This is a genomic window from Bradyrhizobium zhengyangense (assembly GCF_022012555.1).
Lineage (GTDB): Bacteria > Pseudomonadota > Alphaproteobacteria > Rhizobiales > Xanthobacteraceae > Bradyrhizobium > Bradyrhizobium zhengyangense.
On sequence record NZ_JAKLTZ010000008.1, the window covers coordinates 102,991 to 124,685 of the forward strand.

The following is a 21,695-nucleotide window of genomic DNA, read 5'->3' on the forward strand; positions in this document are numbered from 1 at the left end:
AGGTGATGAGAGTTTTGGCACGAACAATAGTGCCGGCGATGATGCTGGCGCTGGGCATGCCGGCCCAAGCCGCCGACACCATCCGCCTTGCGGTGCAGAAGACCGGAACGTTCTCCTGGGAACTGGCGACGATTCGCGAGGCGGGGCTCGACAAGGAGGCCGATCTGTCGCTGGAGGTCACCGAGCTTGCGAGCCCCGAGGCTGGCAAGATCGCGATGCGTGCCGGCAACGCCGACATCATGCTGTCGGATTGGCTCTGGGTGTCGCGCGAGCGCACGCTCGGCGCCAAGCTGACCTTCTATCCCTATTCCAGCGCGCTCGGCGCAGTGATGGTGCCCGCATCCTCGCCGATCAAGACGCTCGCCGATCTGAAGGGCCGCAAGCTCGGCGTCGGCGGCGGCCCGATCGACAAAAGCTGGCTGCTACTGCAGGCGCGGATGAAGCAGGACGGCCTCGACCTCAAGTCGGATGCGACCATCGTCTATGGCGCGCCCCCCCTGATCGCCGCCAAGGCGCTCGACGGCGAGATGGATGCGAGCCTGAATTTCTGGAATTTCTGCGCCCAGCTCGAGGCCAAGGGCTTCAGGCGTCTCGCCGGTATCGAGGAGATCTTGCCGAAACTCGGCGCCAAGGGTGCGGTCTCCGCCGTCGGCTATGTCTTCGATGAGGGCTGGGCCGCGAACCATCGCGACGCCGTGGCGCGCTTCATCGCCATGACCCGCAAGGCCAAGCAGCTTCTGGTCACCTACGACGCGGCCTGGGACAAGATCGCTCCGCTCACCGGCGCGACCGATCCGGCCATGTTAAAGACCTATCGCGACCGCTATCGCGACGGCATTCCGCGCCGGAGCATCAATGACGAGGAAGCCGATGCGCGCGTGCTCTATCGCGTGCTGGCCGAGATCGGCAGCCGCGATCTGGTCGGGCCGGCGGCGGAGCTCGATCCCGGCACATTCTATCACGCCGTGCCCGGAGACTGAGGTGCTGCGCCTTCTGTCGATTGCCCTGTTGCTTGCGATCTGGTGGACAGCCGCGCTGTTCGTCGACGGTGCAAAACTGCCCTCCCCGCCTGTCGTACTCCACGTCATCATCGCGGAAGCGGCCTCAGGCGCGCTTTTCCTGCATCTCGGCGCCACGCTCGCGCGCGTCGCGCTCGCCTTCGTGCTGGCAATGTCGCTCGGCAGTGCCATCGGCTATCTGATGGGACGCGTGAAGCTTGCGGACCGGCTCGGTGATCCCTGGCTGATCCTGCTGCTCAATCTGCCGGCGCTGGTGGTGATCGTGCTGGCCTATATCTGGGCGGGGCTCACCGAGGCCGCGGCGATCGCGGCGATTGCCATCAACAAGCTGCCGACAGCGGTCGTCACCTTGCGCGAAGGCACGCGCGCACTCGACCGTTCGCTCGACGAGATGGCGACCGTCTTTGCGATGCCGCGTTGGCGCGCCTTCCGCCATGTCGTGTTGCCGCAGCTAGCACCCTACATCGCGGCCTCAGCCCGCTCCGGCCTGTCGCTGGTCTGGAAGATCGTGCTGGTCGCCGAGCTCCTGGGGCGGCCGAATGGCGTCGGTTTCGAGATCGGCGTAGCCTTCCAGCTGTTCGACACGCCGCGCCTGCTCGCCTACTCCCTGACCTTCGCCGCGGTCGTGCTCGTGATCGAGACGGCGCTGGTGCAGCCGTTCGAAGCCCGCGCAACACGGTGGCGGCCCCGTGCGGCTTGAGGTCGAGATCACGGGCAAGACCTACCGGAGCGCTGCGGGCGGAACGCACGAGGTGCTGTCGCCCCTGAAATTCGCGTTGCAGTCCGGCGAGGTCGGCGTGCTGATCGGCCCCTCCGGCTGCGGCAAGAGCACGATGCTGCGCATCATCCTCGGGCTCGATCGCGACTTCGACGGCCAAGTCGCGCGCCCACCGGAAGCGCGGATCGGCATGGTGTTCCAGGAGCCACGGCTATTGCCGTGGCGCTCGGTCGAGCAGAATGTGCGGCTTGCTGCGCCTGACGTCACCGATGGCAAGCTGTCGGAGCTGTTCAGGATTCTCGAGCTCGAGGCGCACCGCAGCCACTTCCCCGGCGAATTGTCGCTGGGCCTCGCACGCCGCGTCGCGCTCGCCCGTGCCTTCGCAGTCGAGCCCGATTTGCTGGTGCTCGACGAGCCCCTCGCCTCGCTCGACGATGCGCTCGCCGGCCGCCTGCGCGACGAGATCGCGACCTTGGTGGCAAGCCGTCCCGTGATGACGCTGCTGGTTACCCACAGCCTCGACGACGCCATCCGCCTCGGCGATCGCCTGTTCTTCCTGTCGCCCCGCCCTGCACGCATCGTGCAGGAGGTGCCGATCCCGATTCCGCGCGCAGAGCGCAGCGAGGTTGAGCTCGCCAGGATCAGGACGGAGCTTGCGGCCTTGCTGCTTGAATCGAAATGAGAACTCGTGGTCAATTGCGCTCAACGAGACTGTCCAGGGAGGTCACCATGCGCCGTCAGCTGATTGCCACAGGCATCCTGTTGGTTGCGATGCCAGGCGTGGCGCTCGCGCAGGCCAAGGGCAAGGGCATCCGTCTCTGGAATTTGACCAGCGAGACGATCTCCGGCTTTCAGCTCGCACCGTCAGGCAAGACCGACTGGGGCCCGAACCAGTGCCTGAACGACAAGGACAAGGAGGTCGACCACGACGAACGTCTGCGCATCACCGGCGTCGAACCCGGCCGCTACGACGCCAAGGTCAGCTATCCCAATTCACGGCAATGCGTCGTCCGCGACATCGAGATCAAGGCCGACGCGGTGTTCTCGATCGCCGACAAGGATTTAAAGGACTGCACGAAGTAGCGTGCGCATCACGCCTTGTCATGCGTATGCGGATATTCGCAGCGCCAGCGCACCGCCTGCCATTTCGGGTGATCACCGATCCATTGCGCGATATAGGGCGGCGCGGCCATGGAGCATTGCGCCGGCGAGCCGCCGAAGTTGAACACCAGATGCTGCTCCTCGCAGGTCGCAGGCGAGAGCAGCGCACACACAGTCACCACCAGGTCGATCGGGTTCATGCCGGGAATCCTTCAGGGATCGAAGAAAACTACCATAAAAACCTACGTCCTGGGCAGTCAGAAGTTTCAAACAGGCGCGAGCCATGCGGGGCAACGGTTATGGCTTCGTTCCCACACGCACCTCGGTTGCCGCAGTGACAGAGGTGCAGCCGGCGCCTTGCCGCCCGTTGATTTCGTCAATAAGCTGGTTCCCGACAACTGCTAACAGGCTGATGGCTCTTACGGAAACCTCCCGCCGCGGCGTCGCGGCCGCAGTCTGCGTGCTGGTGCTTTTGGCCAGCACCTGGGCTGTCACGGGTTACATCCGGCGAGCTGCTGCCGAGGCACCGCCGGACAAATCGAATTCTGCCCGCACCGCGCCTTCCGGCACCGCAGACAGCGACCAGCCCGTGGTCAAGCTGACGCCGAGCCAGCAAACACAGATCGGGCTCGAAACCGCGCTTCTGGAAGCCGCGCCACATCCGGAGCAATTCCGCGCCTATGGTGCCGTGCTCGATATCTCCCGCATTACGGAGCTCACAAACAACTACGCCAATGCGCAAGCTCAATTCCAGACAGCGCAGGCCAAGCTCGAAGTCGCCAAGAGCGCCTACGACCGCACCAAGAATCTCGTCGACTCCGCCGCCCTTCCGAAGAAAGAAGCCGAGACCGCGGAGGGAACGCTGCGGGTCGACAAGGCCGCACTGGCCGCGGCAGAATCGCAGCTCAGAACTCTCACCGCTACGGCACAGCAGGAATGGGGGCCAGTCGTCGGCCGGGGAATCGTCGAGCGCTCGCCTGCCGTTGTCAAACTAATCGAACGCGACCAGCTGCTGGTTCAGGTGACACTGCCGCCCGGCGTGACCGTCACCGGCACTCCGGGAACGGCTCTGGCGCAGGCACCGACGCGGAATGCCAATATCGATCTCCAGTACATCTCTCCGGCAACGCGCACCGACCCTCGTATTCAGGGATTGAGCTATTTCTTCTCCGTGCCGGGGGACAGCGGCCTACTGCCGGGCATGAACACCACTGTCTATGTGCCGTCAGGTAACACCTATGAGGGTGTGTTCATCGAGGACACCGCGATCGTGCGATGGCAGGGGCGATCGTGGGTTTACCTGCGCGTGAGCCCCGACAGCTTCCGACGGCACCCGATCAGCACGGATCAGCCGGTCTCAGACGACGACTATGTCGTCCGGGACATCCCATCCGGATCCGAAATCGTCATGCGCGGAGCACAAGTCCTGCTGTCCGAAGAGGCCAAGAGCGAGCTTCGGGGCGGCGATGACGACTGATGACACCGGCTCCGGCAGGTCAGGCCCACAAGCCGCTCTCGTCGCATTCGCCATCCGCTTCCGCGGCATCGTGCTGGCGCTTTCCTTTGCTCTGCTGGGCTACGGCTTGTTCGCAATCGGCGAAGCCAAATACGGGGTCTTTCCCGAATTCGCCCCGCCTCAGGTGACCATACAAACCGAAGCCCCTGGCCTCAGCCCGGAGCACGTCGAGATCCTGGTCACACAGCCGATCGAGACGTCGATCAATGGCCTGGCCGGCGTCGAGAGTCTGCGCTCGTCATCGATCCAGGGCCTCTCGGTCGTAACCGTCGTCTTCCAGCCGCGCAGCGATATCTACCGCGCGCGACAATTGGTGACGGAACGTCTCGCGGTCGTCGCCGCGCGACTGCCGCAAGGCGTTCAACCGCCGTCGATGACGCCATTGACCCCGCTGGCCGGCACGGTGCTGGTCATCGGCCTGACGTCCGACAAGCGATCGCTGATGGATCTGCGCACCATCGCGGACTGGACCGTGGCACGACGGCTGCTGGCCGTCCCGGGCGTGGCGCAAGTCTCGACTTACGGCAAGGACGTCAGGTCTTTGCAGGTTCAGGTCCGTCCAAATGATCTGATCCGCTTTCGAGTCGGCCTAAACGATGTGCTGGCCGCCGCGCGTAAGGCCACAGGCGTGCGCGGCGCCGGGTTCATCGACACCGCCAATCAGCGCATCACGCTGCAAACCCAGGGCCAGTCACTGACGCCCGACCAACTTGCCCGCACCGTTCTTCTGCACGAAGGCGGCGCCAGCGTGGTCCTCGGCGACGTCGCCACCGTCGTAACCGCTCCCGAACCGCCGATTGGCGCCGCCCTCATCGACGGCGCACCTGGCATCATGCTCATGGTCAGCCAGCAATATGGCGCGAATACACGAGAGATCACCACGCGCGCCGAAGCCGCGCTGCAAGAGCTGCGTCCCGGCCTCGAGGCCGACAACGTCAAGCTATATGCGGACATATTTCGTCCCGCCAGCTTCATCGACGCCGCAACGAAGAACGTGCTCAACGCCCTGATGATCGGCGGGACACTGGTGGTCATCGTTCTTTTTCTATTCCTGTTCGACTGGCGCACCTCGATCATCAGTTGCACTGCAATCCCCCTGTCGTTGATAGCGGCCGTACTCGCATTGCAATGGATGGGCGAGACTCTGAACACGATGACTCTCGGCGGCCTCGCGATTGCGATCGGCGAGGTCGTCGATGATGCCGTCATCGGCGTCGAAAACGTCGTGCGCCGGTTGCGCGAAAATCGCCGGGCGACGGTGCCGAGACCCGAGCCTCGCGTCGTGCTCGACGCCTTCCTCGAGGTGCGCACCGCGGTTGCTTATGCGACGTTTGCGGTACTGCTGGTCTTCTTTCCGGTTCTGGCCCTTTCCGGCATTGCCGGCCGCCTGTTCGCCCCCCTGGGTATCGCTTACATCCTCGCCGTGATCGCCTCGCTCGCGGTCGCCCTCACGGTGACGCCGGCGCTCTCCATGCTGCTCCTCGTCGGCAGAAGCGGCAGAGAGCGCCTGCATGAACCGCCTGCGGTGCGATGGTCGCGTCGCCATTACCAGGCCCTGCTACGTCATATCGGCCGCTTCCCGAAGCTCGTGATGGCGGCCGCCGCGGCTGTCACGATCGCCGGCGCAGCGATGTTGCCCTTCTTCGGCGGAACCTTCCTGCCGGATCTGCGCGAAGGCCATCTGATCTTGCACGTCTCCGCGATCCCCGGGACCTCGCTCGACGAATCCCTTCGCATCGGCAAACTGATGACGGACGCGCTGCAAAATATCCCGGGCATCCGCAGGGTAGCGCAGCACGCAGGGCGAGCCGAGGCTGGCATCGACACAGTTGGTCCGCACTCCAGCGAGTTCGAGGTCGATCTGGAGCCGGAGCTCTCGGGTCAGGAGCAATCCGAAGCCGAAGCACGTATCAGGGCCGCCTTGGCCGACTTCCCGGGAATTTCCTTCTCCAGCAAGACCTATCTGACGGAGCGCGTGGAAGAAACCGTCTCTGGCTTCAGCGCAGCTGTCGTCATCAACATCTATGGGCCGGATCTCGACTCACTCGACCGCGCCGCGCGCGACGTCGCGCGCGAACTCGACGAGGTCGGGGGTGCGGCCGACGTGCAGCGGCGAACTCCGCCGGGAATGCCGCAGGTCAATGTGACGCTTCGCCCGACCGATCTGCAACGTTGGGGGCTCGATGCGGTCGAGGTGCTCGAGCTGGTGCGCACGGCCTATCAGGGCGACATCGTCGGACAAGGATATGAAGGCAATGCTGTCTTCAATGTCATCGTGATTCTCGATGCACATGTCCGAGCGCGGCTCACCCAGATCGGAGACTTGCCGGTGCGTACGCCGAGCGGAGCTTACATTCTGCTCAAGCAGATCGCTGACGTTTACGAAACCTCCGGACGGTATCAGATCCAGCACCAGAATGCGCAGCGCGTTCAGACGGTCACGTCGAATGTCAACGGACGCGACCTCGAATCCTTCGTAGCGGCGGCGAAACGAAAACTGGCTCGCGAGGTCACGCTGCCCACCGGTGCCCGCCTCGAATTTGCCGGAGCCGCCGAGGCCCAGGCCCGGTCTCGGCGCGATCTCATCGTCAACTCCTTGCTGGCCGGAACGGGCATCATCATTCTCCTTGCGATGGTAACGGGCCATTGGCGCAATCTGTTGCTGGTCATGATCAACTTGCCATTTGCCTTCGTCGGCGGAGTGTTCGCTTTGGCGCTGACGGGTGGCCTGCTTTCGCTCGGATCGATGGTCGGCTTTGTCACGCTGTTCGGCATCACGCTGCGCAACTCCATCCTCATCATCTCTCACTACGAACATCTCGTCCTCGTCGATGGTCGCGTCTGGGACCTCGATACCGCGATCGAAGGTGCGTCCGACCGTCTCATTCCGATTCTGATGACGTCGCTTGTGACAGGCCTGGGATTGCTGCCACTCGCGATCGGCGCGGGAGAGCCCGGACGTGAAATCGAGGGACCCATGGCGATCGTCATCCTTGGAGGATTGATGACGTCGATGGCGCTTAGTCTGCTGGTCCTGCCGACCCTGGCGCTTCGATATGCGCGTTTCAAGAACCACCCCGATGGGGCGCAGAAGCACGACGATACGCAGCTTCAAACCCAGCCACACTGACCGACCGTCAGCGAAAGGCGGTGCGCGGAAAACACAGGCCGGACTTTAGCGGGAGAGGACCGAGCCCAAGCTCGATCAGATGTGGCTTTGTGTGAATGGCGAGTCGGAGCGAGCCACATGACGAGCTGCGACCACAATTCCAATACTACCACGGCTTCGAGGGCATCTGCCATCGAAGCCGTGGCAAGCCGTCAGTCTTACTTGCGCGCAGCGCAGGCGTACATGTTGATTTCCATGCCGACCGGCACTTCCACGATCTTCGGAGCTTTCCAGGCCATTCGGGGTCTCCCCAAGTATTGAGCGCGACATCGCGCCGGGCAAAACCTAGGGCTGCGTCAAGCACAGCGCAAGTCTGGAATCGGACCGCAAGCACAGCGAAGTATCGCGTAACACACGCAAATTTCGCTCTCGGGCAAAGCGCCTTCGCTCCCAGTCAAGCGCTGATGACCTCAGCGCAACAATCGCAGCAATGCGCGCCCTGCACGCGAATTCAGCTCCTTGGCGTCGAGCGTGCCGTCCTTGTCAGGATTTGCGGCGTTGAAGCGCTGCTCCACGACGGCGAGATATTCATCGAGCGTCAGCGTGCCGTCGTGATCGGGGTCCGCGGCGGCGAGTTCTTTCGCCGACAAGCGTCCGCGCAATTCGCGGACATCGAGCGTGCCATCATGGTCCGGATCGAGCTTGGCGAACAGCGCTGCTGCGGCCTTCTTCACCTCGGCCAGATCGAGCGTGCCGTCATTGTCGGTGTCGAACAACTTGACGGCGCTGCCGGAGGCAGACCAGGCCGGACCGGACACCACGGCAAACGTGAGCGCAAGCGCAACTGAGCGACGCGATATCATTTTGACCTCCCTGACCATGAGCCCGATTCGCCGGGTTCGCGACAACATAAGTCCGCAAGACGGCCATGGTTCAAGTCCGGAATTGCAGCTATGGCACTGCACAACCGGCGGAGCCAGACTGTCCACGCGGCTGCTCACTACAGGCCTTGCATCATGCCACGGAATTTTTTCAGCGTCTGCGCGCAAGTCGGAGTTGTTCGTCAGGTTTCCCTCAGGTGACCAGTGCCTGGCATCCAACATATCGGCAGCGCAGTTTCGACTTTCGTATTGACGGCTTTTGCTTTCCGACAGAGTGTTGCAATCGCAGCGTCAAAAGACGCGCATATTGGGAGGAACGGGATGAAACGCCTTGCGATGGCCGCGAGCCTCGTCATATCCGCATGCTCGGTTGCGAGCGCACAGACGACCGATCAACTGGTCAAGGGCGCAACCGATACGTCGAACGTTCTCAATTACGGGATGGGCTACAATCTTCAGCGCTTCTCGACGCTGAACCAGATCAACAAGGATACCGTCAAGAACCTCGTCCCGGTCTGGAATTACTCGCTCAACGACGATCGCAGCGAGGAATCGCAGCCGCTAGTGTATCAGGGCGTGATCTACGTGACCTCTCACAATGCGACCATGGCGGTCGACGCCAAGACCGGCAAGCAGATCTGGAAATCCAAGATCGAATATCCGGCGGAGACACCGCGCATCGTCTGCTGCGGCATCATCAACCGCGGCGGCGCGCTGTTCGACGGCAAGCTGTTCCGCACCACGTTAGACGCCAACGTGATTGCGATCGACATCAAGGACGGCAAGGAGCTGTGGCGGCAGAAGGCGGCCGACATCAAGGAAGGCTACTCGATGACGGTCGCGCCGCTGGTGGCTGACGGCGTCGTCATCACCGGCATCTCCGGCGCCGAATTCGGCACCCGTGGCTTCATCGACGGCTGGGATCCTGCAACGGGCAAACATCTCTGGCGCACCCACTCGATCCCCTCGCCGGACGAGCCCGGTGGCGACACCTGGAAGGGCGACACCTGGAAGCTCGGCGGCGGCTCGACCTGGATCACAGGGTCCTATGATCCCGAGCTGAACACGGTGTACTGGGGCATCGGCAATCCCGGCCCGTTCAACGCGGCCGTGCGTCCGGGCGACAATCTCTACACCTGCTCCGTGCTGGCGATGGATCCCAAGACCGGCAAGATCAAGTGGCACTACCAGTTCTCGCCGAACAATCCGTTCGACTATGACTCGGTGGCCGAGATGGTCCTCGCCGACATGAATGTCGAGGGCAAGCCGACCAAAGTGCTGATGGATGCGAACCGCAACGGCTTCTTTTATGTGCTCGACCGCACCAACGGAAAGGTGCTCGCCGCCAATCCTTACGTGAAGGTGAATTGGGCGAGCGGCGTTGACCTGAAGACTGGCAAGCCGATCGAGACCGACGTTGTCAAGGATGCCCGCGACGGCAAGAAGGTCACCGTCTATCCGTCGATCCTCGGCGGCAAGAACTGGGAGCCGATGTCGTTCAACCCGCAGACCGGCCTTGCCTACGCCAACACGCTCGCCTTCGGCGGCAAGTACAAGTCGGAGCCAGCCACCTTCAAACAGGGTGAATGGTATCTCGGCATGGACCTGACCGATCCCTGGGAGTGGGGCACCGGACCGCGCGGCCATCTGAAGGCGATCGATCCGATGACCGGCAAGGCCAAGTGGGAAGCGGCCAGCGACATCCCGCGCTTCTCCGGCGTGCTGTCGACCGCGGGCGGCGTCGTCTTCACAGGCGCACTGACCGGCGAGTTCGAGGCCTTCGACGCCGACACCGGCAAGAAGCTCTGGCAGTTCCAGACCGGTTCCGGCATCGAGGGACAGCCGGTGACCTGGCAGCAGGACGGCGTGCAGTACGTCGCCGTCACGAGCGGCTATGGCGGCGTGTACTCGCTGTTCTCCGGCGACGAACGGCTGGCCAAGGTGCCGCCCGGCGGCTCGCTCTGGGTCTTTGCGGTGAAGCAGTAACGGCAAGACATTTTGAGGCACATATCTCACAAGACGGTGGCGATCCTCGCCACCGTCGCGGTGCTGACGGTCGCGCTTGCGGCGACCGTCCGTGCCGCGGATGATTCGAACGGCAATCCGTTGCAGGCGCAGATCGACCATGGCAAGTCGACCTATGCCGAAAAATGCTCGCACTGCCACGGCCCCAATTTGATGAACTCCGGCACCATCACGCCGGACCTGCGCGCCTTCCCTGACGACAGGACGCGTTTCGTCACCACCGTGAAGAACGGCAAGAACAACAAGATGCCGCCCTGGGGCGATGTTCTGAGCGACGATGACATCGGCAATCTCTGGGCCTTCATCTCGAGCCGGAGGAAGCCATGAAGGACCGGTTTGCGGCGGTCGCGCTGCTGACGATGCTCGCAGCTCCGGCGACGGCAGCCTGGACGTCGGCTTGGGCAGCCGATCCCCTCGCTATCTGTCTCGACGAGGACCGTCCGCCACTCTCGGCGCATCACAAGGGCAAGCCGGACTCGGGCTTCGACGTGCTGCTGGCGCAGGCGATCGCGGACCGGATGGGACGGCCGCTCAAAATCCAATGGTTTGAGAGCAAGCTGGATGAGGATTCGAGCCCGCAGCTCGAGGCCAATGCGCTGCTCTCCGATGGACGCTGCTCGCTGATCGGCGGCTACGCGCTGACGACGGATTCGCTCGTCAAGCCAGGCGTGCAAACGGCGCGGCTGCCGGATTTTGCCGGCGCCACGCGCGACGATCGGCGCCGCCGCGTTGCGCTCGGCATGCTCGCGCCGACCAGGCCTTACGTTTACTCACCGATGACCGTCGTCCTCGGCTCGAAGGCGCGCGAGCGCAGGATTGCCGATATCGGCGATCTCGCCGGGCTTCGCCTCGCGATCGAGAGCGGCTCTCTCGGCGACGCCATCCTCATGACCTTCGACAAGGGAAAGCTGATCGACAACATCACCCATCTCGTCCCCGGCCGCGACGATCTCCTCGGCGCGCTCAATCGCGGTGACTATGACGCGACCCTGATTGACCTTGCTCGCTACGACGCCCATCGCGCCGCGCATCCTGATACGGCCATCACCGCCTCCGGCTATTATTATCCGATCGGTGCCAACCGCGGCTACGTCGGACTCGGCAGCGATCCTGCCTTGATCGAGGCCGTCAACAAGGCGCTGGCGGATCTTGTCACCGAGGGCAGGATCGCCGAACTCGGCAAACAGGCCGGCCTCACCTATCTGCCGCCACGCGAGCCCGCGATCCTTGGCGATGTCTGGACGAAAATCATTCAGCGGTGACCAAGAACGTTCCTGTGTCCCGGACGGGCTGCAACGCCCCTTAGCGTTGTTGCGCGGAGCGCAGGGACCCATGCTGCGTCGTGCACCTCGCTGCGTGGGCCCCGGCTCTGCAGCGCACCGCTGAAGTAGCGCTCCGCTGCGTCCGGGGTACAAGCAAGGATCGCATCCGACCAACGCCTAGTGTTACAAGCACATGGGCCGGCTATAATCACGCGCTGTCGCCCCGGACGAGAAAGGCCGAGCGCATGAAACCCGATGCCGTCGCCGTCACAGCCCTGGTCATCCTGCTTTTTCCGATGGGCTATTTCCTGCTGGCCTCGCCCGCATTCCTGCTGGTGAAGCTGGACATTCCGCCCGTCACGCAATTGCTGCGCGGGATGTTCAACATCCAGTTCAGAATGATTGCCGTGACCGGTGTCCTTGCGACCATGGCTTTCCTCGTCGCAGGTCGGCCGCTTTTCGCCATGGGCATCGGCTTGATCGCGGCCCTCGCGATCCAGGGACGCGGCTGGTTCATGCAACGGATGGACGATGAGCTCAGCGCCAGGGATGCGGGTGACATTGATGCCGTGCGCCGGCTACGCCGGCTGCATTGGAGCGGAATGCTCTGCAACGCCACGCTGGTCGCGGCGCTGGTGACCAGCATTCCCTACGTCGCCACGTCGAATTGAGCGGGCCGGGCCTAGGTTTCGTCCACCGCGACGGCACCCTGCTGGGCCTTGTGGATCGAGGACGGCACCACGCCGAAATACTTCCGGAACACGCGGCTGAAATGCGATGAGCTGGAGAAGCCCCAGGAGAACGCGACATCGGTGATGGTCTTGCCACCGTGGGCCTCGAGCTCCTGGCGGCAGTTCTGCAGGCGCGCTTGCCAGATGTAGTCGCTCACCGTGGTGCCGCGCTCCGAGAACAGCATGTGCAGATAACGCTTGGAGCAGCCCAGCTCGGCGGAGATCTGGTCGATGCACAGATCCGGATCACGCAGATGTTCGCGGATGAAAAATTGTGCACGTACGTACATCGCCTCGGGCCCGACCCGATCGAACATCGTATCGGCCTCGCGCAGCGGCAGCAGCAACAGGTCGATCAGCGAATCGGCAACGCCGACCGCACTGTTGGCCGACAGCTTCGCCGCCTCGTCGAACGTGGCATGGACGAAATCATGGGCAATCCGCCCTGTTCCCGTCTTCGCCGACAGCTTGCAGGCCGGCATGCGCTGTGACGGGAAGCCGCGATCGCGCAAAAGCGCCTTCGGTACGATCACCACGTCGTGGCGCGTGAAGGCGGGGCTGACGATCAAGTGCGGACAGGAAACGTCATAGGCGATGATGTCGCCCGGATTCAGCTCGATGTGGCGGCCTTCCTGCTCGAAGTAAGACACGCCATAGGTCTGGAAGTGAATCTTGATGTACGGGTGTTCATTGGCCTTGGCGCGCGCGAGCGTGTGCGCGATGCGATGCTGGCTGACTTCGATCTGACAAAGCTTCAGCCGCGAGACCGTGGTGTAGTCGATGCGCCCTTCGAGCGAGGATGCCTCCAGCGGATCGACATCGAAGTGACCACACAGACTCGTCAGTCCGTCGACCCAGCTCTGGATCTGACGCTTGGGCGTCAGACCCGTCGTCGAGAGCGTGTGAATTGTGTCGGACATTAATCCAGCCACTGGTGATACCCGGAGATCCGACGCGAATCGCGGCCAGCGCCTGCTGAAGCCCTCAGCCATGATTGCGTGACGTTTACCTCAAATTTGGGCGGTCTTTTGAAACGAGCGCCAGCGTTCCATTGCCACCCTTGACGGTTAATCCTCCGCCTTAGTTGCACCGCCGTCAAGGGGAACCTGAGCGTTGAGCACGGCACCGCGCCGCGCCGAAGCCGCTGAATTCGCTACCGCAAAATCAAAAACTTTGCGTTCGTGCGCTGTCGAGCAAAGCGGGTTCACTCTTGGGCAAGTTTCCCGTTGGCGAAGTCGTTAGGGATTGCAGCAGGAACAAAAAGAACGGGCCGCTCCTGCACGTGGACCCGTAGCTCTCATCAGGAGGAGGAAACAGCACAGCATCGTTTCTGGTCCCCAAAGTGACCGCCCTGCACGAGCAGACGCCGGACGAGAAGCCCGGTGATTAAGCAATGCTTCGGAAATAATAAACGAGACCAACGGAGGAATGACTATGCGCAAGGTGCTACTGGCGACCTTTCTTGGCTCCGCGGCGGCTCTCGCCGTCGGGACCGCGTCGGCCAATGACGAGCTGAACAAGATGTCGCAGAACCCGAAAGATTGGGTGATGCCGACCGGCGACTACGCCAACAACCGCTACTCCAAGCTCAATCAGATCAACGCTCAAAATGTCGGCAAGCTCCAAGTTGCCTGGACCTTCTCGACCGGTGTGCTGCGCGGCCACGAAGGCGGCCCGCTGATCATCGGCAACATGATGTACGTCCATACGCCTTTCCCGAACAAGGTCTACGCCATTGACCTTTCAAACGAGAACAAGATCGTCTGGAAGTACGAGCCGAAGCAGGATCCGAACGTCATCCCAGTGATGTGCTGCGACACGGTTAACCGCGGCCTCGCATTCGGCGACGGCAAGATCTTCCTGCACCAGGCCGACACGACCCTCGTCGCGCTCGACGCCAAGACCGGTCAGGTCGCATGGACCGCCAAGAACGGCGATCCGAGCAAGGGCGAGACCGGCACCTCGGCACCGATGGTCGTCAAGGACAAGGTGCTGATCGGCATCTCCGGTGGCGAGTTCGGCGTTCAGGCCCATATGAGCGCCTACGACATCAAGACCGGCAAGCTGGCCTGGCGCGGCTACTCGGAAGGTCCGGATGACCAGATCCTGGTCAACGACAGCACCACCGCACTCGGCAAGCCGATCGGCAAGGATTCGAGCCTCAAGACCTGGCAAGGCGATCAGTGGAAGATCGGCGGCGGCGCCACCTGGGGCTGGATCTCCTACGATCCCGAGCTGAACCTGATCTACTACGGGTCGGGCAACCCCTCGACCTGGAATCCGAAGCAGCGTCCCGGCGACAACAAATGGTCGATGACGATCTGGGCACGTAACCCGGACACCGGCGCGGCCAAGTGGGTCTATCAGATGACGCCCCATGACGAATGGGACTATGACGGCGTCAACGAGATGATCCTCTCGGATCAGTCGATCAACGGCCAGGCACGCAAGCTGCTGACGCATTTCGATCGTAACGGTCTCGGCTATACGCTCGATCGCGCAACCGGCGAGCTTCTGGTCGCCGAGAAGTACGATCCGAAGGTGAACTGGACCTCCGGCGTCGACATGGACAAGAACTCGCCGACCTATGGTCGTCCGAAGGTGCTCGACGCAGCTTCGACCGACAAGGCGGGTGAAGACCACAACGTGAAGGGCATCTGCCCGGCCGCGCTCGGCACCAAGGACGAGCAGCCGGCAGCCTACTCGCCGGACACGCAGCTGTTCTACGTCCCGACCAACCACGTCTGCATGGACTACGAACCGTTCAAGGTGAGCTATACCGCGGGCCAGCCCTATGTGGGTGCGACGCTCTCGATGTATCCGCCGCAGGGCGATACCAACATGGGTAACTTCATCGCCTGGGACGGCAAGACCGGCAAGATCGTGTGGTCGAACAAGGAGCAGTTCTCGGTCTGGTCGGGTGCGCTCGCAACCGCCGGCGGCGTGGTGTTCTACGGCACGCTCGAAGGCTACCTGAAGGCGGTCGACGCCAAGACCGGCAAGGAGCTCTACAAGTTCAAGACTCCCTCCGGCATCATCGGCAACGTCACCACCTATGAGAACGGCGGCAAGCAGTATGTCGCAGTGCTCTCCGGCGTCGGCGGCTGGGCCGGTATCGGTCTGGCAGCAGGTCTGACTGATCCGACCGCGGGCCTCGGCGCGGTGGGTGGCTACGCGGCGCTCAGCAACTACACGGCCCTCGGCGGCACGCTGACCGTGTTCTCGCTGCCCAACTAGCCTCTGTTCAGAATCGCTCCGGCGCGTGGATCAGATCCACGCGCCGGCTCGTCTCCATCTGACGCCTTCGAGGAACAGCTCTTGCGTAAAATCTGCTCTGTCATTGCTACTATGATCTTCGTTGCGTCCGGGGGAATTGCTGTTGCGGACGGCTCGGGCGATCCGACTGCCGTCAAGCAGAACGAAACTGGCGAATGGCTCGATAAGGACGGAAATCCGACCTACAAGATCAACGGCGACTCCGTCGACTGGTATACCTATTCCGGATACCGCCGCTATCACTCGGACTGCCATGTCTGTCATGGCCCCGACGGCATGGGCTCGACCTATGCGCCCGCGTTGAAGGATTCGCTCAAGACGATGAGCTATGCCGACTTTCTCGGCGTCGTCGCCTCCGGTCGCAAGAACATCTCGACCGCCTCGGAGAACGTGATGCCGGCCTTCGGCGATAACCCGAACGTCGCCTGCTACATGGACGATCTCTACGTCTATCTGCGCGCCCGCTCCAACGAGGCCTGGGGCCGTGCCCGCCCGGGCAAGCACGAGGACAAGAACGACGCCTATACCAAGAATGAAGATTCGTGCATGGGCAAGAAGTGAACGTTTGCAGCCCGGCCGAGACTTACGTCTTGGCATCCTGCGAGAATTTGAGGAGTTACCGATGAAGACACGTGCCGCCGTCGCTTTCGAAGCCAAAAAACCGCTCGAAATCGTCGAAGTCGATCTGGAAGGACCGAAGGCCGGCGAGGTCCTGGTCGAGATCAAGGCGACCGGCATCTGCCATACCGACGCCTACACACTCGACGGTTTCGACAGCGAAGGAATCTTCCCGTCGATCCTCGGCCACGAGGGCGCCGGGATCATCCGCGAGATTGGCGCGGGCGTCACCTCGGTGAAGCCGGGCGATCACGTCATTCCGCTCTACACGCCGGAATGCCGGCAGTGCAAAAGCTGCCTGAGCCAGAAGACCAATCTCTGCACCGCGATCCGCGCGACGCAAGGAAAGGGCGTGATGCCCGACGGCACCAGCCGTTTCTCCTACAAGGGCAAGCCGATCTACCACTATATGGGCTGCTCGACCTTCTCCAACTTCACGGTGCTGCCGGAAATCGCGGTGGCGAAGATCCGCGAGGACGCCCCCTTCGACAAGAGCTGCTACATCGGCTGCGGCGTCACCACCGGCGTCGGCGCCGTCGTCAACACCGCGAAGGTTACGCCCGGCTCCAACGTCGTGGTGTTCGGTCTCGGCGGTATTGGGCTGAACGTGATCCAGGGCGCCAAGATGGCCGGCGCCGACAAGATCATCGGTGTCGACATCAACGACTCCAAGGAGGAATGGGGCCGCCGGTTCGGCATGACCGACTTCGTCAATCCCAAGAAACTCACCGGCGACATCGTCCCGCATCTCGTCACGCTGACCGACGGTGGCGCCGATTACACCTTCGACTGCACCGGCAACACCACGGTGATGCGCCAGGCACTGGAAGCCTGCCATCGCGGCTGGGGCACCTCGATCATCATTGGCGTTGCCGAAGCCGGCAAGGAAATCGCCACCCGTCCGTTCCAGCTCGTCACCGGCCGCAACTGGCGCGGCACCGCCTTCGGCGGGGCCCGCGGCCGCACCGACGTGCCGAAGATCGTCGACTGGTACATGAACGGAAAGATCCAGATCGATCCGATGATCACCCACACGCTCAAGCTCGAAGATATCAACAAGGGCTTCGACCTGATGCATGAGGGCAAATCAATTCGTTCAGTCGTCGTGTTCTAGCTCAAGCGTCACCCCCAAGGAGGATCGGCCATGACTGTTGCACTCCACCCATCGATCGATAACGGCCTCAAACAAGGTACCGGGCACTTTGCCGGCGGCACGCTCGCCTGCAAATGCAGGGATCATCAGGTCAAGGTCGGCATCAAGGGCGACGTGGCGCACAACCACGCCTGCGGCTGCACCAAGTGCTGGAAGCCGCAGGGCGCGACCTTCTCGGTCGTGGCCGTCGTCCCGCGCCAGAACCTCACCGTGCTCGAGAACGGCGACAAGCTCCAGATCGTCGATGCCTCCGCGGTGATCCAGCGCCACGCCTGCAAGGCCTGCGGCACCCACATGTTCGGCCGCATCGAGAACAAGAACCATCCGTTCTACGGTCTCGACTTCATCCATCCCGAGCTGTTCCAGGAACAGGGCTCGCAGGCGCCGCAATTCGCCGCCTTCGTTTCCTCTGTCATCGAATCCGGCGTGAAGCCCGAGCAGATGGCTGGCATCCGGTCGCGGCTGAAGGAAATCGGCCTCGAGCCCTATGACTGCCTGTCGCCCGCGCTGATGGATGCGATCGCGACCCACGTGGCGAAGGCCAAGGCCGCCTGAGCAACGTTGCCTGACAAGGCTGAGTGACAAGCCGCTTGACGATGTCCCGTCCGCTCGCTGGTTCGCCAGCGGGCAGGATGGGTGCGGCTCTCGAATGATCGCGGCCATCCTGCCGCCAGTGCACCATGCGTATGCGAGCGCGTTCCGCTCCCTCAGTCCTGGTCTTTGAATGACTGCGCAGTGTCGCCCTCTTCCGTCTTGAAGTCAGCGCGGCCTAGCGATTCTCCCTCCCTCGACTGAGGACTACTGCTTCGTCCGCTCAGTCCCTCTGGCGGACGAAGCTTTTTTGTCTTTCGATTTTACGACCGTCCGTCGCGCGACCTCATGCTGCGCCCTGCTTTTGACAAACCCAGGATGCAATCTGTTCACGTCAAGAACACCCGGCTGTGAACGCCGGTTCGACACGATCTCTGCTAGGGTCGCGTCGTCACGATGCCGCGCGAGTTCAATCAAATAAGAACAAAACGGGAGGTATCGAGCACATCCGGACATCACGATTCGCATTCCAGCTTCCTGCCGGGACCTGCCCGTGTGGGACGACGGGTTGGCGTGCGGTCACACGACGCTACGGACATTGCGCCGACCGAAATCGGCAATGTTGAAATCAGCAAGCTTATGAAGAGCGAGGGACGATCATGATCAAGGTGAAGATCAACGGCCAGGAACAGAGCTGGGATGGCGACCCGGATCTCCCGCTACTCTGGTTCCTGCGCGACGAAGCCGGGCTGACCGGCACAAAGTTCGGCTGCGGCCAGGCCCTGTGCGGTGCGTGCACCGTCATCGTCGACAAGGAGGCGGTGCGCTCCTGCATCACCTCGATCAACGACGTCGCGGGGCGCGAGGTTACCACGATCGAGGGGCTGCATCCGGACGGCGATCATCCGGTCCAGAAGGCCTGGCGCGAGGTCAACGTTCCCCAATGCGGCTTCTGCCAAGCCGGCCAGATCATGCAGGCGGCAGCGCTGCTGATGGACAATCCCAAGCCGTCACACGACCAGATCCGCGAGGCGATGTCCGGCAACATCTGCCGCTGCGGTTGCTACCAGCGCATCGAGAATGCCGTCCATCTCGCATCGACGGGAGTGTGACATGAATTTCATCGACAATCCCGGCAAGCTCCGTGGCTTCGAAAAGAACATTAAGGTCGAGAAGGTCTCGCGCCGCAGCATCCTGAAGGGGCTCGGCATCACCGGTGGCTTCGTGCTCGCGGCCCCCGTGATGACGCGCCAGGCCTTTGCCTATGAGACCGGCGCCGGCAAGATGCCGCATGGCGTCGTGGTTGATCCGCGCGTCTTCGTTGCGGTCGCGCCTGACGGCACCGTCACCATCCTCGCCCACCGCTCGGAGATGGGCACCGGCGTGCGCACCAGCCTGCCGCTCATCGTGGCCGAGGAGATGGAGGCCGACTGGTCCAAGGTCAAGGTCGAGCAAGCTCATGGCGACGAGGTCAAGTTCGGTAATCAAGACACCGACGGCTCGCGCAGTACGCGGCACTATCTGATTCCGATGCGCCAGATCGGCGCCTCCGCCCGCACCATGCTGGAGCAGGCCGCGGCCAAGCGCTGGAACGTGCCGGCGACCGAGGTGAAGGCGGTCAATCACGAGGTCGTCCACAGCACCAGCGGACGCAAGCTCGGCTTCGGCGAGTTGGCTGCCGATGCCGCCAAGGAATCGGTGCCTGCCATCGAAGGGCTCAAGCTGAAAGACCCCAAGGACTTCCGCTATCTCGGCAAGGGTCAGGTCAGCATCGTCGATCTCCACGACATTACCACCGGCAAGGCCCGCTACGGCGCCGACGTGCGCCTGCCGGGCATGAAATACGCCGTGATCGCGCGCCCGCCGGTGACCGGCGGCAAGCTCACCTCGTTCGATCCGGACGCGGCACTGAAAGTGCCCGGCGTCGAAAAGGTGATGAAAGTTCAAGGCTGGCCGTGGCCATCGAAATTCCAGCCGCTCGGCGGCGTTGCCGTGATCGCGCGCAACACCGGCGCAGCGATCAAGGGCCGCGACGCGCTGAAGCTGGTCTGGGACGACGGCGCCAACGGCAAATACGACTCGGTCGCCTACCGCAAGGACCTCGAGGAGGCCTCACGCAAGCCGGGCCTGGTCGTACGCCAGGAGGGCGATGCGGATGCTGCGCTCAAGACGGCCGCCAAGGTCGTCGTCGGCGAATATTATTTGCCGCATCTCGCCCATGTCAGCATGGAGCCGCCGGTCGCGGTGGCCGACGTCAAGGGCGACAAGGCTGAGATCTGGGCGCCTGTGCAGAGCCCCGGCGGCACGCGTGAGGACGTCGCCAAGACGCTCGGCATTCCCGAGGGCAATGTCACCGTCAATGTCACGCTGCTCGGCGGCGGCTTCGGCCGCAAATCGAAATGCGACTTTGCGCTGGAGGCTGCGCTGCTGTCGAAGGAGCTCGGCGTGCCCGTGAAGGTACAATGGACGCGCGAGGACGACCTCCACCACGACTTCCTGCATACCGTCTCGGTGGAACGGATCGAGGCTGGCCTCGACAAGGACGGCAAGGTGATCGCCTGGCGCCATCGCAGCGTGGCGCCGACCATCGCCTCGACTTTCGCGGCCGGTGCCAACCATGCGGCATCGTTCGAGCTCGGCATGGGGCTCGTCGACATGCCGTTCGAGATCGCCAACATCTCCTGCGAGAACCCCGAGGCCGCGGCGTTCACCCGCATCGGCTGGTTCCGCTCGGTCTCGAATATCCCGCGCGCCTTCGCGGTGCAGTCCATGGTCGGCGAAATCGCGAATGCGACCGGGCGCGACCAGAAGGAGACGCTGCTGGCGTTGATCGGCAGCCCACGCATCGTCAAGCCCAACGTCAAGGACCTCTGGAACTACGGCGAGCCCTATGACAGCTACCCGATCGACACCGCGCGCCTGCGCAAGGTGGTCGAGCTGGTCGCCGAGAAGGGCGAGTGGGGGCGGACGGTGCCGAAGGGCCACGGCCTCGGCATCGCCGTGCACCGCAGCTTCGTCAGCTATATCGCGACCATCGTCGAGGTGGCCGTGGACGAAAAGGGCAAGCTGACGGTGCCACGGGTCGACACCGCGATCGACTGCGGCACCTATGTCAACCCGGAGCGCATCGCCTCGCAGATCGAGGGCGCGGCGATCATGGGCCTGAGCCTCGCCAAATACGGCGAGATCAGCTTCAAGAACGGCAAGGTCGAGCAGAAGAATTTTGACGGCTTCCAGGTCGTCAGGATCGACGAGGCCCCGCTGGTGACCAATGTCCACATCGTGCCGCCCGGGCCTGATACGCCGCCGAGTGGCGTCGGCGAGCCCGGCGTGCCGCCCTTCGCGCCGGCACTGATGAACGCGATCTTCGCGGCGACCGGCAAGCGCATCCGCGCGCTTCCGATCGGGAAGCAATTGGAGGCGTAAAGGAACAGACGCGGCCTCGCGCCGTTTCTCTTCGATCTGACAGGAGCAGATCGATGACCAATATCTCAAGGGCGCTCGCAGTCTCGCTGCTGTCGAGCGCCTTTCTTTTGACTGTTACGGCCGCGTTCGCGCAAAGCAGCACCACCACGCCGCCGACCACGGCGACGCGCCCCACCACGCCGGACCAGAGCTCGCTTCCCAACACCAGCGCCCCGCCCGCCTCGACCACCCAGACAACCGGGCAGAGCAGCACCGATCCGAAGATTCGGGAGATGAATCAGACGGAGAAGGACAAGGTGGACAGGCAGGGGAAGTAGGTCCGGTCGCAC

The 21,695-nt window shown here is 63.0% G+C and carries 21 protein-coding genes; 17 read left to right on the forward strand and 4 right to left on the reverse strand.

The window, feature by feature from the left end; genetic code table 11:
* Nucleotides 1–5: 5 nt before the first annotated feature.
* The 4 genes from L6639_RS27480 to L6639_RS27495 are packed head-to-tail and all read left to right on the forward strand — an operon-like array spanning nt 6 to nt 2,820.
* The gene (locus tag L6639_RS27480) at nt 6–980 is read left to right on the forward strand and encodes an ABC transporter substrate-binding protein (RefSeq protein WP_237864921.1); all 975 of its coding nucleotides are present in this window, start codon (nt 6–8) and stop codon (nt 978–980) included.
* Nucleotide 981: 1 nt separating this feature from the next.
* Nucleotides 982–1,719: an ABC transporter permease gene (locus L6639_RS27485; RefSeq protein ID WP_237864757.1), complete on the forward strand. Its 738-nt coding sequence runs from the start codon at nt 982–984 to the stop codon at nt 1,717–1,719.
* The gene (locus L6639_RS27490; RefSeq protein WP_237864758.1) at nt 1,709–2,419 is read left to right on the forward strand and encodes an ABC transporter ATP-binding protein; all 711 of its coding nucleotides are present in this window, start codon (nt 1,709–1,711) and stop codon (nt 2,417–2,419) included. Before L6639_RS27485 ends, L6639_RS27490 begins: the two co-directional genes overlap by 11 nt.
* Before the next feature lie 47 nt (nt 2,420–2,466).
* Entirely contained in the window at nt 2,467–2,820 is a 354-nt protein-coding gene (locus L6639_RS27495) for a hypothetical protein (protein ID WP_237864759.1), read from the forward strand.
* An 8-nt stretch (nt 2,821–2,828) separates the two neighbouring features.
* On the opposite strand, the gene L6639_RS27500 is transcribed toward L6639_RS27495, so the two are convergent.
* The gene (locus L6639_RS27500; RefSeq protein WP_128950524.1) at nt 2,829–3,038 is read right to left on the reverse strand and encodes a hypothetical protein; all 210 of its coding nucleotides are present in this window, start codon (nt 3,036–3,038) and stop codon (nt 2,829–2,831) included.
* Between the two features lie 212 nt (nt 3,039–3,250).
* Between L6639_RS27500 and L6639_RS27505 the strand changes: the two genes are divergently transcribed.
* A complete protein-coding gene (locus L6639_RS27505) occupies nt 3,251–4,315 on the forward strand; it encodes an efflux RND transporter periplasmic adaptor subunit (RefSeq protein ID WP_237864760.1) in 1,065 nt (354 codons plus the stop codon).
* The gene (locus L6639_RS27510; RefSeq protein WP_237864761.1) at nt 4,305–7,484 is read left to right on the forward strand and encodes an efflux RND transporter permease subunit; all 3,180 of its coding nucleotides are present in this window, start codon (nt 4,305–4,307) and stop codon (nt 7,482–7,484) included. The genes L6639_RS27505 and L6639_RS27510 overlap by 11 nt, the downstream gene beginning before the upstream one ends.
* A gap of 197 nt (nt 7,485–7,681) precedes the next feature.
* On the opposite strand, the gene pqqA is transcribed toward L6639_RS27510, so the two are convergent.
* Nucleotides 7,682–7,762, reverse strand: coding sequence for a pyrroloquinoline quinone precursor peptide PqqA (gene pqqA / locus L6639_RS27515; protein ID WP_012029362.1), 81 nt, complete (start codon nt 7,760–7,762; stop codon nt 7,682–7,684).
* Nucleotides 7,763–7,933: 171 nt separating this feature from the next.
* Nucleotides 7,934–8,326: an EF-hand domain-containing protein gene (locus L6639_RS27520; RefSeq protein ID WP_237864762.1), complete on the reverse strand. Its 393-nt coding sequence runs from the start codon at nt 8,324–8,326 to the stop codon at nt 7,934–7,936.
* Between the two features lie 339 nt (nt 8,327–8,665).
* Here L6639_RS27520 and L6639_RS27525 point away from each other — a divergent pair, with 339 nt between their 5' ends.
* From L6639_RS27525 to L6639_RS27540, 4 genes are all read left to right on the forward strand, one after another.
* Entirely contained in the window at nt 8,666–10,330 is a 1,665-nt protein-coding gene (locus L6639_RS27525; RefSeq protein ID WP_237864763.1) for a methanol/ethanol family PQQ-dependent dehydrogenase, read from the forward strand.
* 9 nt (nt 10,331–10,339) lie between these two features.
* A complete protein-coding gene (locus tag L6639_RS27530) occupies nt 10,340–10,696 on the forward strand; it encodes a c-type cytochrome (RefSeq protein ID WP_237864922.1) in 357 nt (118 codons plus the stop codon).
* Nucleotides 10,693–11,631: a substrate-binding periplasmic protein gene (locus L6639_RS27535; protein WP_237864764.1), complete on the forward strand. Its 939-nt coding sequence runs from the start codon at nt 10,693–10,695 to the stop codon at nt 11,629–11,631. Before L6639_RS27530 ends, L6639_RS27535 begins: the two co-directional genes overlap by 4 nt.
* A gap of 245 nt (nt 11,632–11,876) precedes the next feature.
* Nucleotides 11,877–12,302: a hypothetical protein gene (locus L6639_RS27540; RefSeq protein ID WP_237864765.1), complete on the forward strand. Its 426-nt coding sequence runs from the start codon at nt 11,877–11,879 to the stop codon at nt 12,300–12,302.
* 11 nt (nt 12,303–12,313) lie between these two features.
* On the opposite strand, the gene L6639_RS27545 is transcribed toward L6639_RS27540, so the two are convergent.
* On the reverse strand, nt 12,314–13,282 hold the full coding sequence (locus L6639_RS27545) for a helix-turn-helix domain-containing protein (RefSeq protein ID WP_237864766.1): 969 nt from the start codon (nt 13,280–13,282) through the stop codon (nt 12,314–12,316).
* A gap of 514 nt (nt 13,283–13,796) precedes the next feature.
* On the opposite strand from L6639_RS27545, the gene xoxF5 reads away from it, so the two are divergent.
* From xoxF5 to L6639_RS27580, 7 genes are all read left to right on the forward strand, one after another.
* A complete protein-coding gene (gene xoxF5, locus L6639_RS27550; protein ID WP_237864767.1) occupies nt 13,797–15,599 on the forward strand; it encodes a lanthanide-dependent methanol dehydrogenase XoxF5 in 1,803 nt (600 codons plus the stop codon).
* Nucleotides 15,600–15,710: 111 nt separating this feature from the next.
* Entirely contained in the window at nt 15,711–16,199 is a 489-nt protein-coding gene (locus tag L6639_RS27555; RefSeq protein ID WP_237864923.1) for a c-type cytochrome, methanol metabolism-related, read from the forward strand.
* A 61-nt stretch (nt 16,200–16,260) separates the two neighbouring features.
* Entirely contained in the window at nt 16,261–17,370 is a 1,110-nt protein-coding gene (locus tag L6639_RS27560; protein ID WP_237864768.1) for an S-(hydroxymethyl)glutathione dehydrogenase/class III alcohol dehydrogenase, read from the forward strand.
* A gap of 30 nt (nt 17,371–17,400) precedes the next feature.
* On the forward strand, nt 17,401–17,964 hold the full coding sequence (gfa, locus tag L6639_RS27565) for an S-(hydroxymethyl)glutathione synthase (protein WP_237864769.1): 564 nt from the start codon (nt 17,401–17,403) through the stop codon (nt 17,962–17,964).
* A gap of 635 nt (nt 17,965–18,599) precedes the next feature.
* Nucleotides 18,600–19,052 carry a (2Fe-2S)-binding protein gene (locus tag L6639_RS27570; RefSeq protein ID WP_237864770.1) on the forward strand — a complete coding sequence of 151 codons (453 nt, stop codon included), beginning with the start codon at nt 18,600–18,602 and terminating at the stop codon, nt 19,050–19,052.
* A gap of 1 nt (nt 19,053) precedes the next feature.
* On the forward strand, nt 19,054–21,366 hold the full coding sequence (locus tag L6639_RS27575) for a xanthine dehydrogenase family protein molybdopterin-binding subunit (RefSeq protein ID WP_237864771.1): 2,313 nt from the start codon (nt 19,054–19,056) through the stop codon (nt 21,364–21,366).
* 53 nt (nt 21,367–21,419) lie between these two features.
* Nucleotides 21,420–21,683 carry a hypothetical protein gene (locus L6639_RS27580; protein WP_237864772.1) on the forward strand — a complete coding sequence of 88 codons (264 nt, stop codon included), beginning with the start codon at nt 21,420–21,422 and terminating at the stop codon, nt 21,681–21,683.
* Nucleotides 21,684–21,695 lie beyond the last annotated feature (12 nt).

Excerpts from the sequence above, each read along its gene's own strand:
- L6639_RS27480 (WP_237864921.1), top strand. The coding sequence starts at position 6 with ATGAGAGTTTTGGCACGAACAATAGTGCCGGCGATGATGCTGGCGCTG.
- L6639_RS27495 (WP_237864759.1), top strand. The coding sequence starts at position 2,467 with ATGCGCCGTCAGCTGATTGCCACAGGCATCCTGTTGGTTGCGATGCCA.
- L6639_RS27500 (WP_128950524.1), bottom strand. The coding sequence starts at position 3,038 with ATGAACCCGATCGACCTGGTGGTGACTGTGTGTGCGCTGCTCTCGCCT.
- L6639_RS27505 (WP_237864760.1), top strand. The coding sequence starts at position 3,251 with ATGGCTCTTACGGAAACCTCCCGCCGCGGCGTCGCGGCCGCAGTCTGC.
- L6639_RS27510 (WP_237864761.1), top strand. The coding sequence starts at position 4,305 with ATGACGACTGATGACACCGGCTCCGGCAGGTCAGGCCCACAAGCCGCT.
- pqqA (WP_012029362.1), bottom strand. The coding sequence starts at position 7,762 with ATGGCCTGGAAAGCTCCGAAGATCGTGGAAGTGCCGGTCGGCATGGAA.
- L6639_RS27520 (WP_237864762.1), bottom strand. The coding sequence starts at position 8,326 with ATGATATCGCGTCGCTCAGTTGCGCTTGCGCTCACGTTTGCCGTGGTG.
- L6639_RS27525 (WP_237864763.1), top strand. The coding sequence starts at position 8,666 with ATGAAACGCCTTGCGATGGCCGCGAGCCTCGTCATATCCGCATGCTCG.
- L6639_RS27535 (WP_237864764.1), top strand. The coding sequence starts at position 10,693 with ATGAAGGACCGGTTTGCGGCGGTCGCGCTGCTGACGATGCTCGCAGCT.
- L6639_RS27540 (WP_237864765.1), top strand. The coding sequence starts at position 11,877 with ATGAAACCCGATGCCGTCGCCGTCACAGCCCTGGTCATCCTGCTTTTT.
- L6639_RS27545 (WP_237864766.1), bottom strand. The coding sequence starts at position 13,282 with ATGTCCGACACAATTCACACGCTCTCGACGACGGGTCTGACGCCCAAG.
- xoxF5 (WP_237864767.1), top strand. The coding sequence starts at position 13,797 with ATGCGCAAGGTGCTACTGGCGACCTTTCTTGGCTCCGCGGCGGCTCTC.
- L6639_RS27555 (WP_237864923.1), top strand. The coding sequence starts at position 15,711 with ATGATCTTCGTTGCGTCCGGGGGAATTGCTGTTGCGGACGGCTCGGGC.
- L6639_RS27560 (WP_237864768.1), top strand. The coding sequence starts at position 16,261 with ATGAAGACACGTGCCGCCGTCGCTTTCGAAGCCAAAAAACCGCTCGAA.
- gfa (WP_237864769.1), top strand. The coding sequence starts at position 17,401 with ATGACTGTTGCACTCCACCCATCGATCGATAACGGCCTCAAACAAGGT.
- L6639_RS27570 (WP_237864770.1), top strand. The coding sequence starts at position 18,600 with ATGATCAAGGTGAAGATCAACGGCCAGGAACAGAGCTGGGATGGCGAC.
- L6639_RS27575 (WP_237864771.1), top strand. The coding sequence starts at position 19,054 with ATGAATTTCATCGACAATCCCGGCAAGCTCCGTGGCTTCGAAAAGAAC.
- L6639_RS27580 (WP_237864772.1), top strand. The coding sequence starts at position 21,420 with ATGACCAATATCTCAAGGGCGCTCGCAGTCTCGCTGCTGTCGAGCGCC.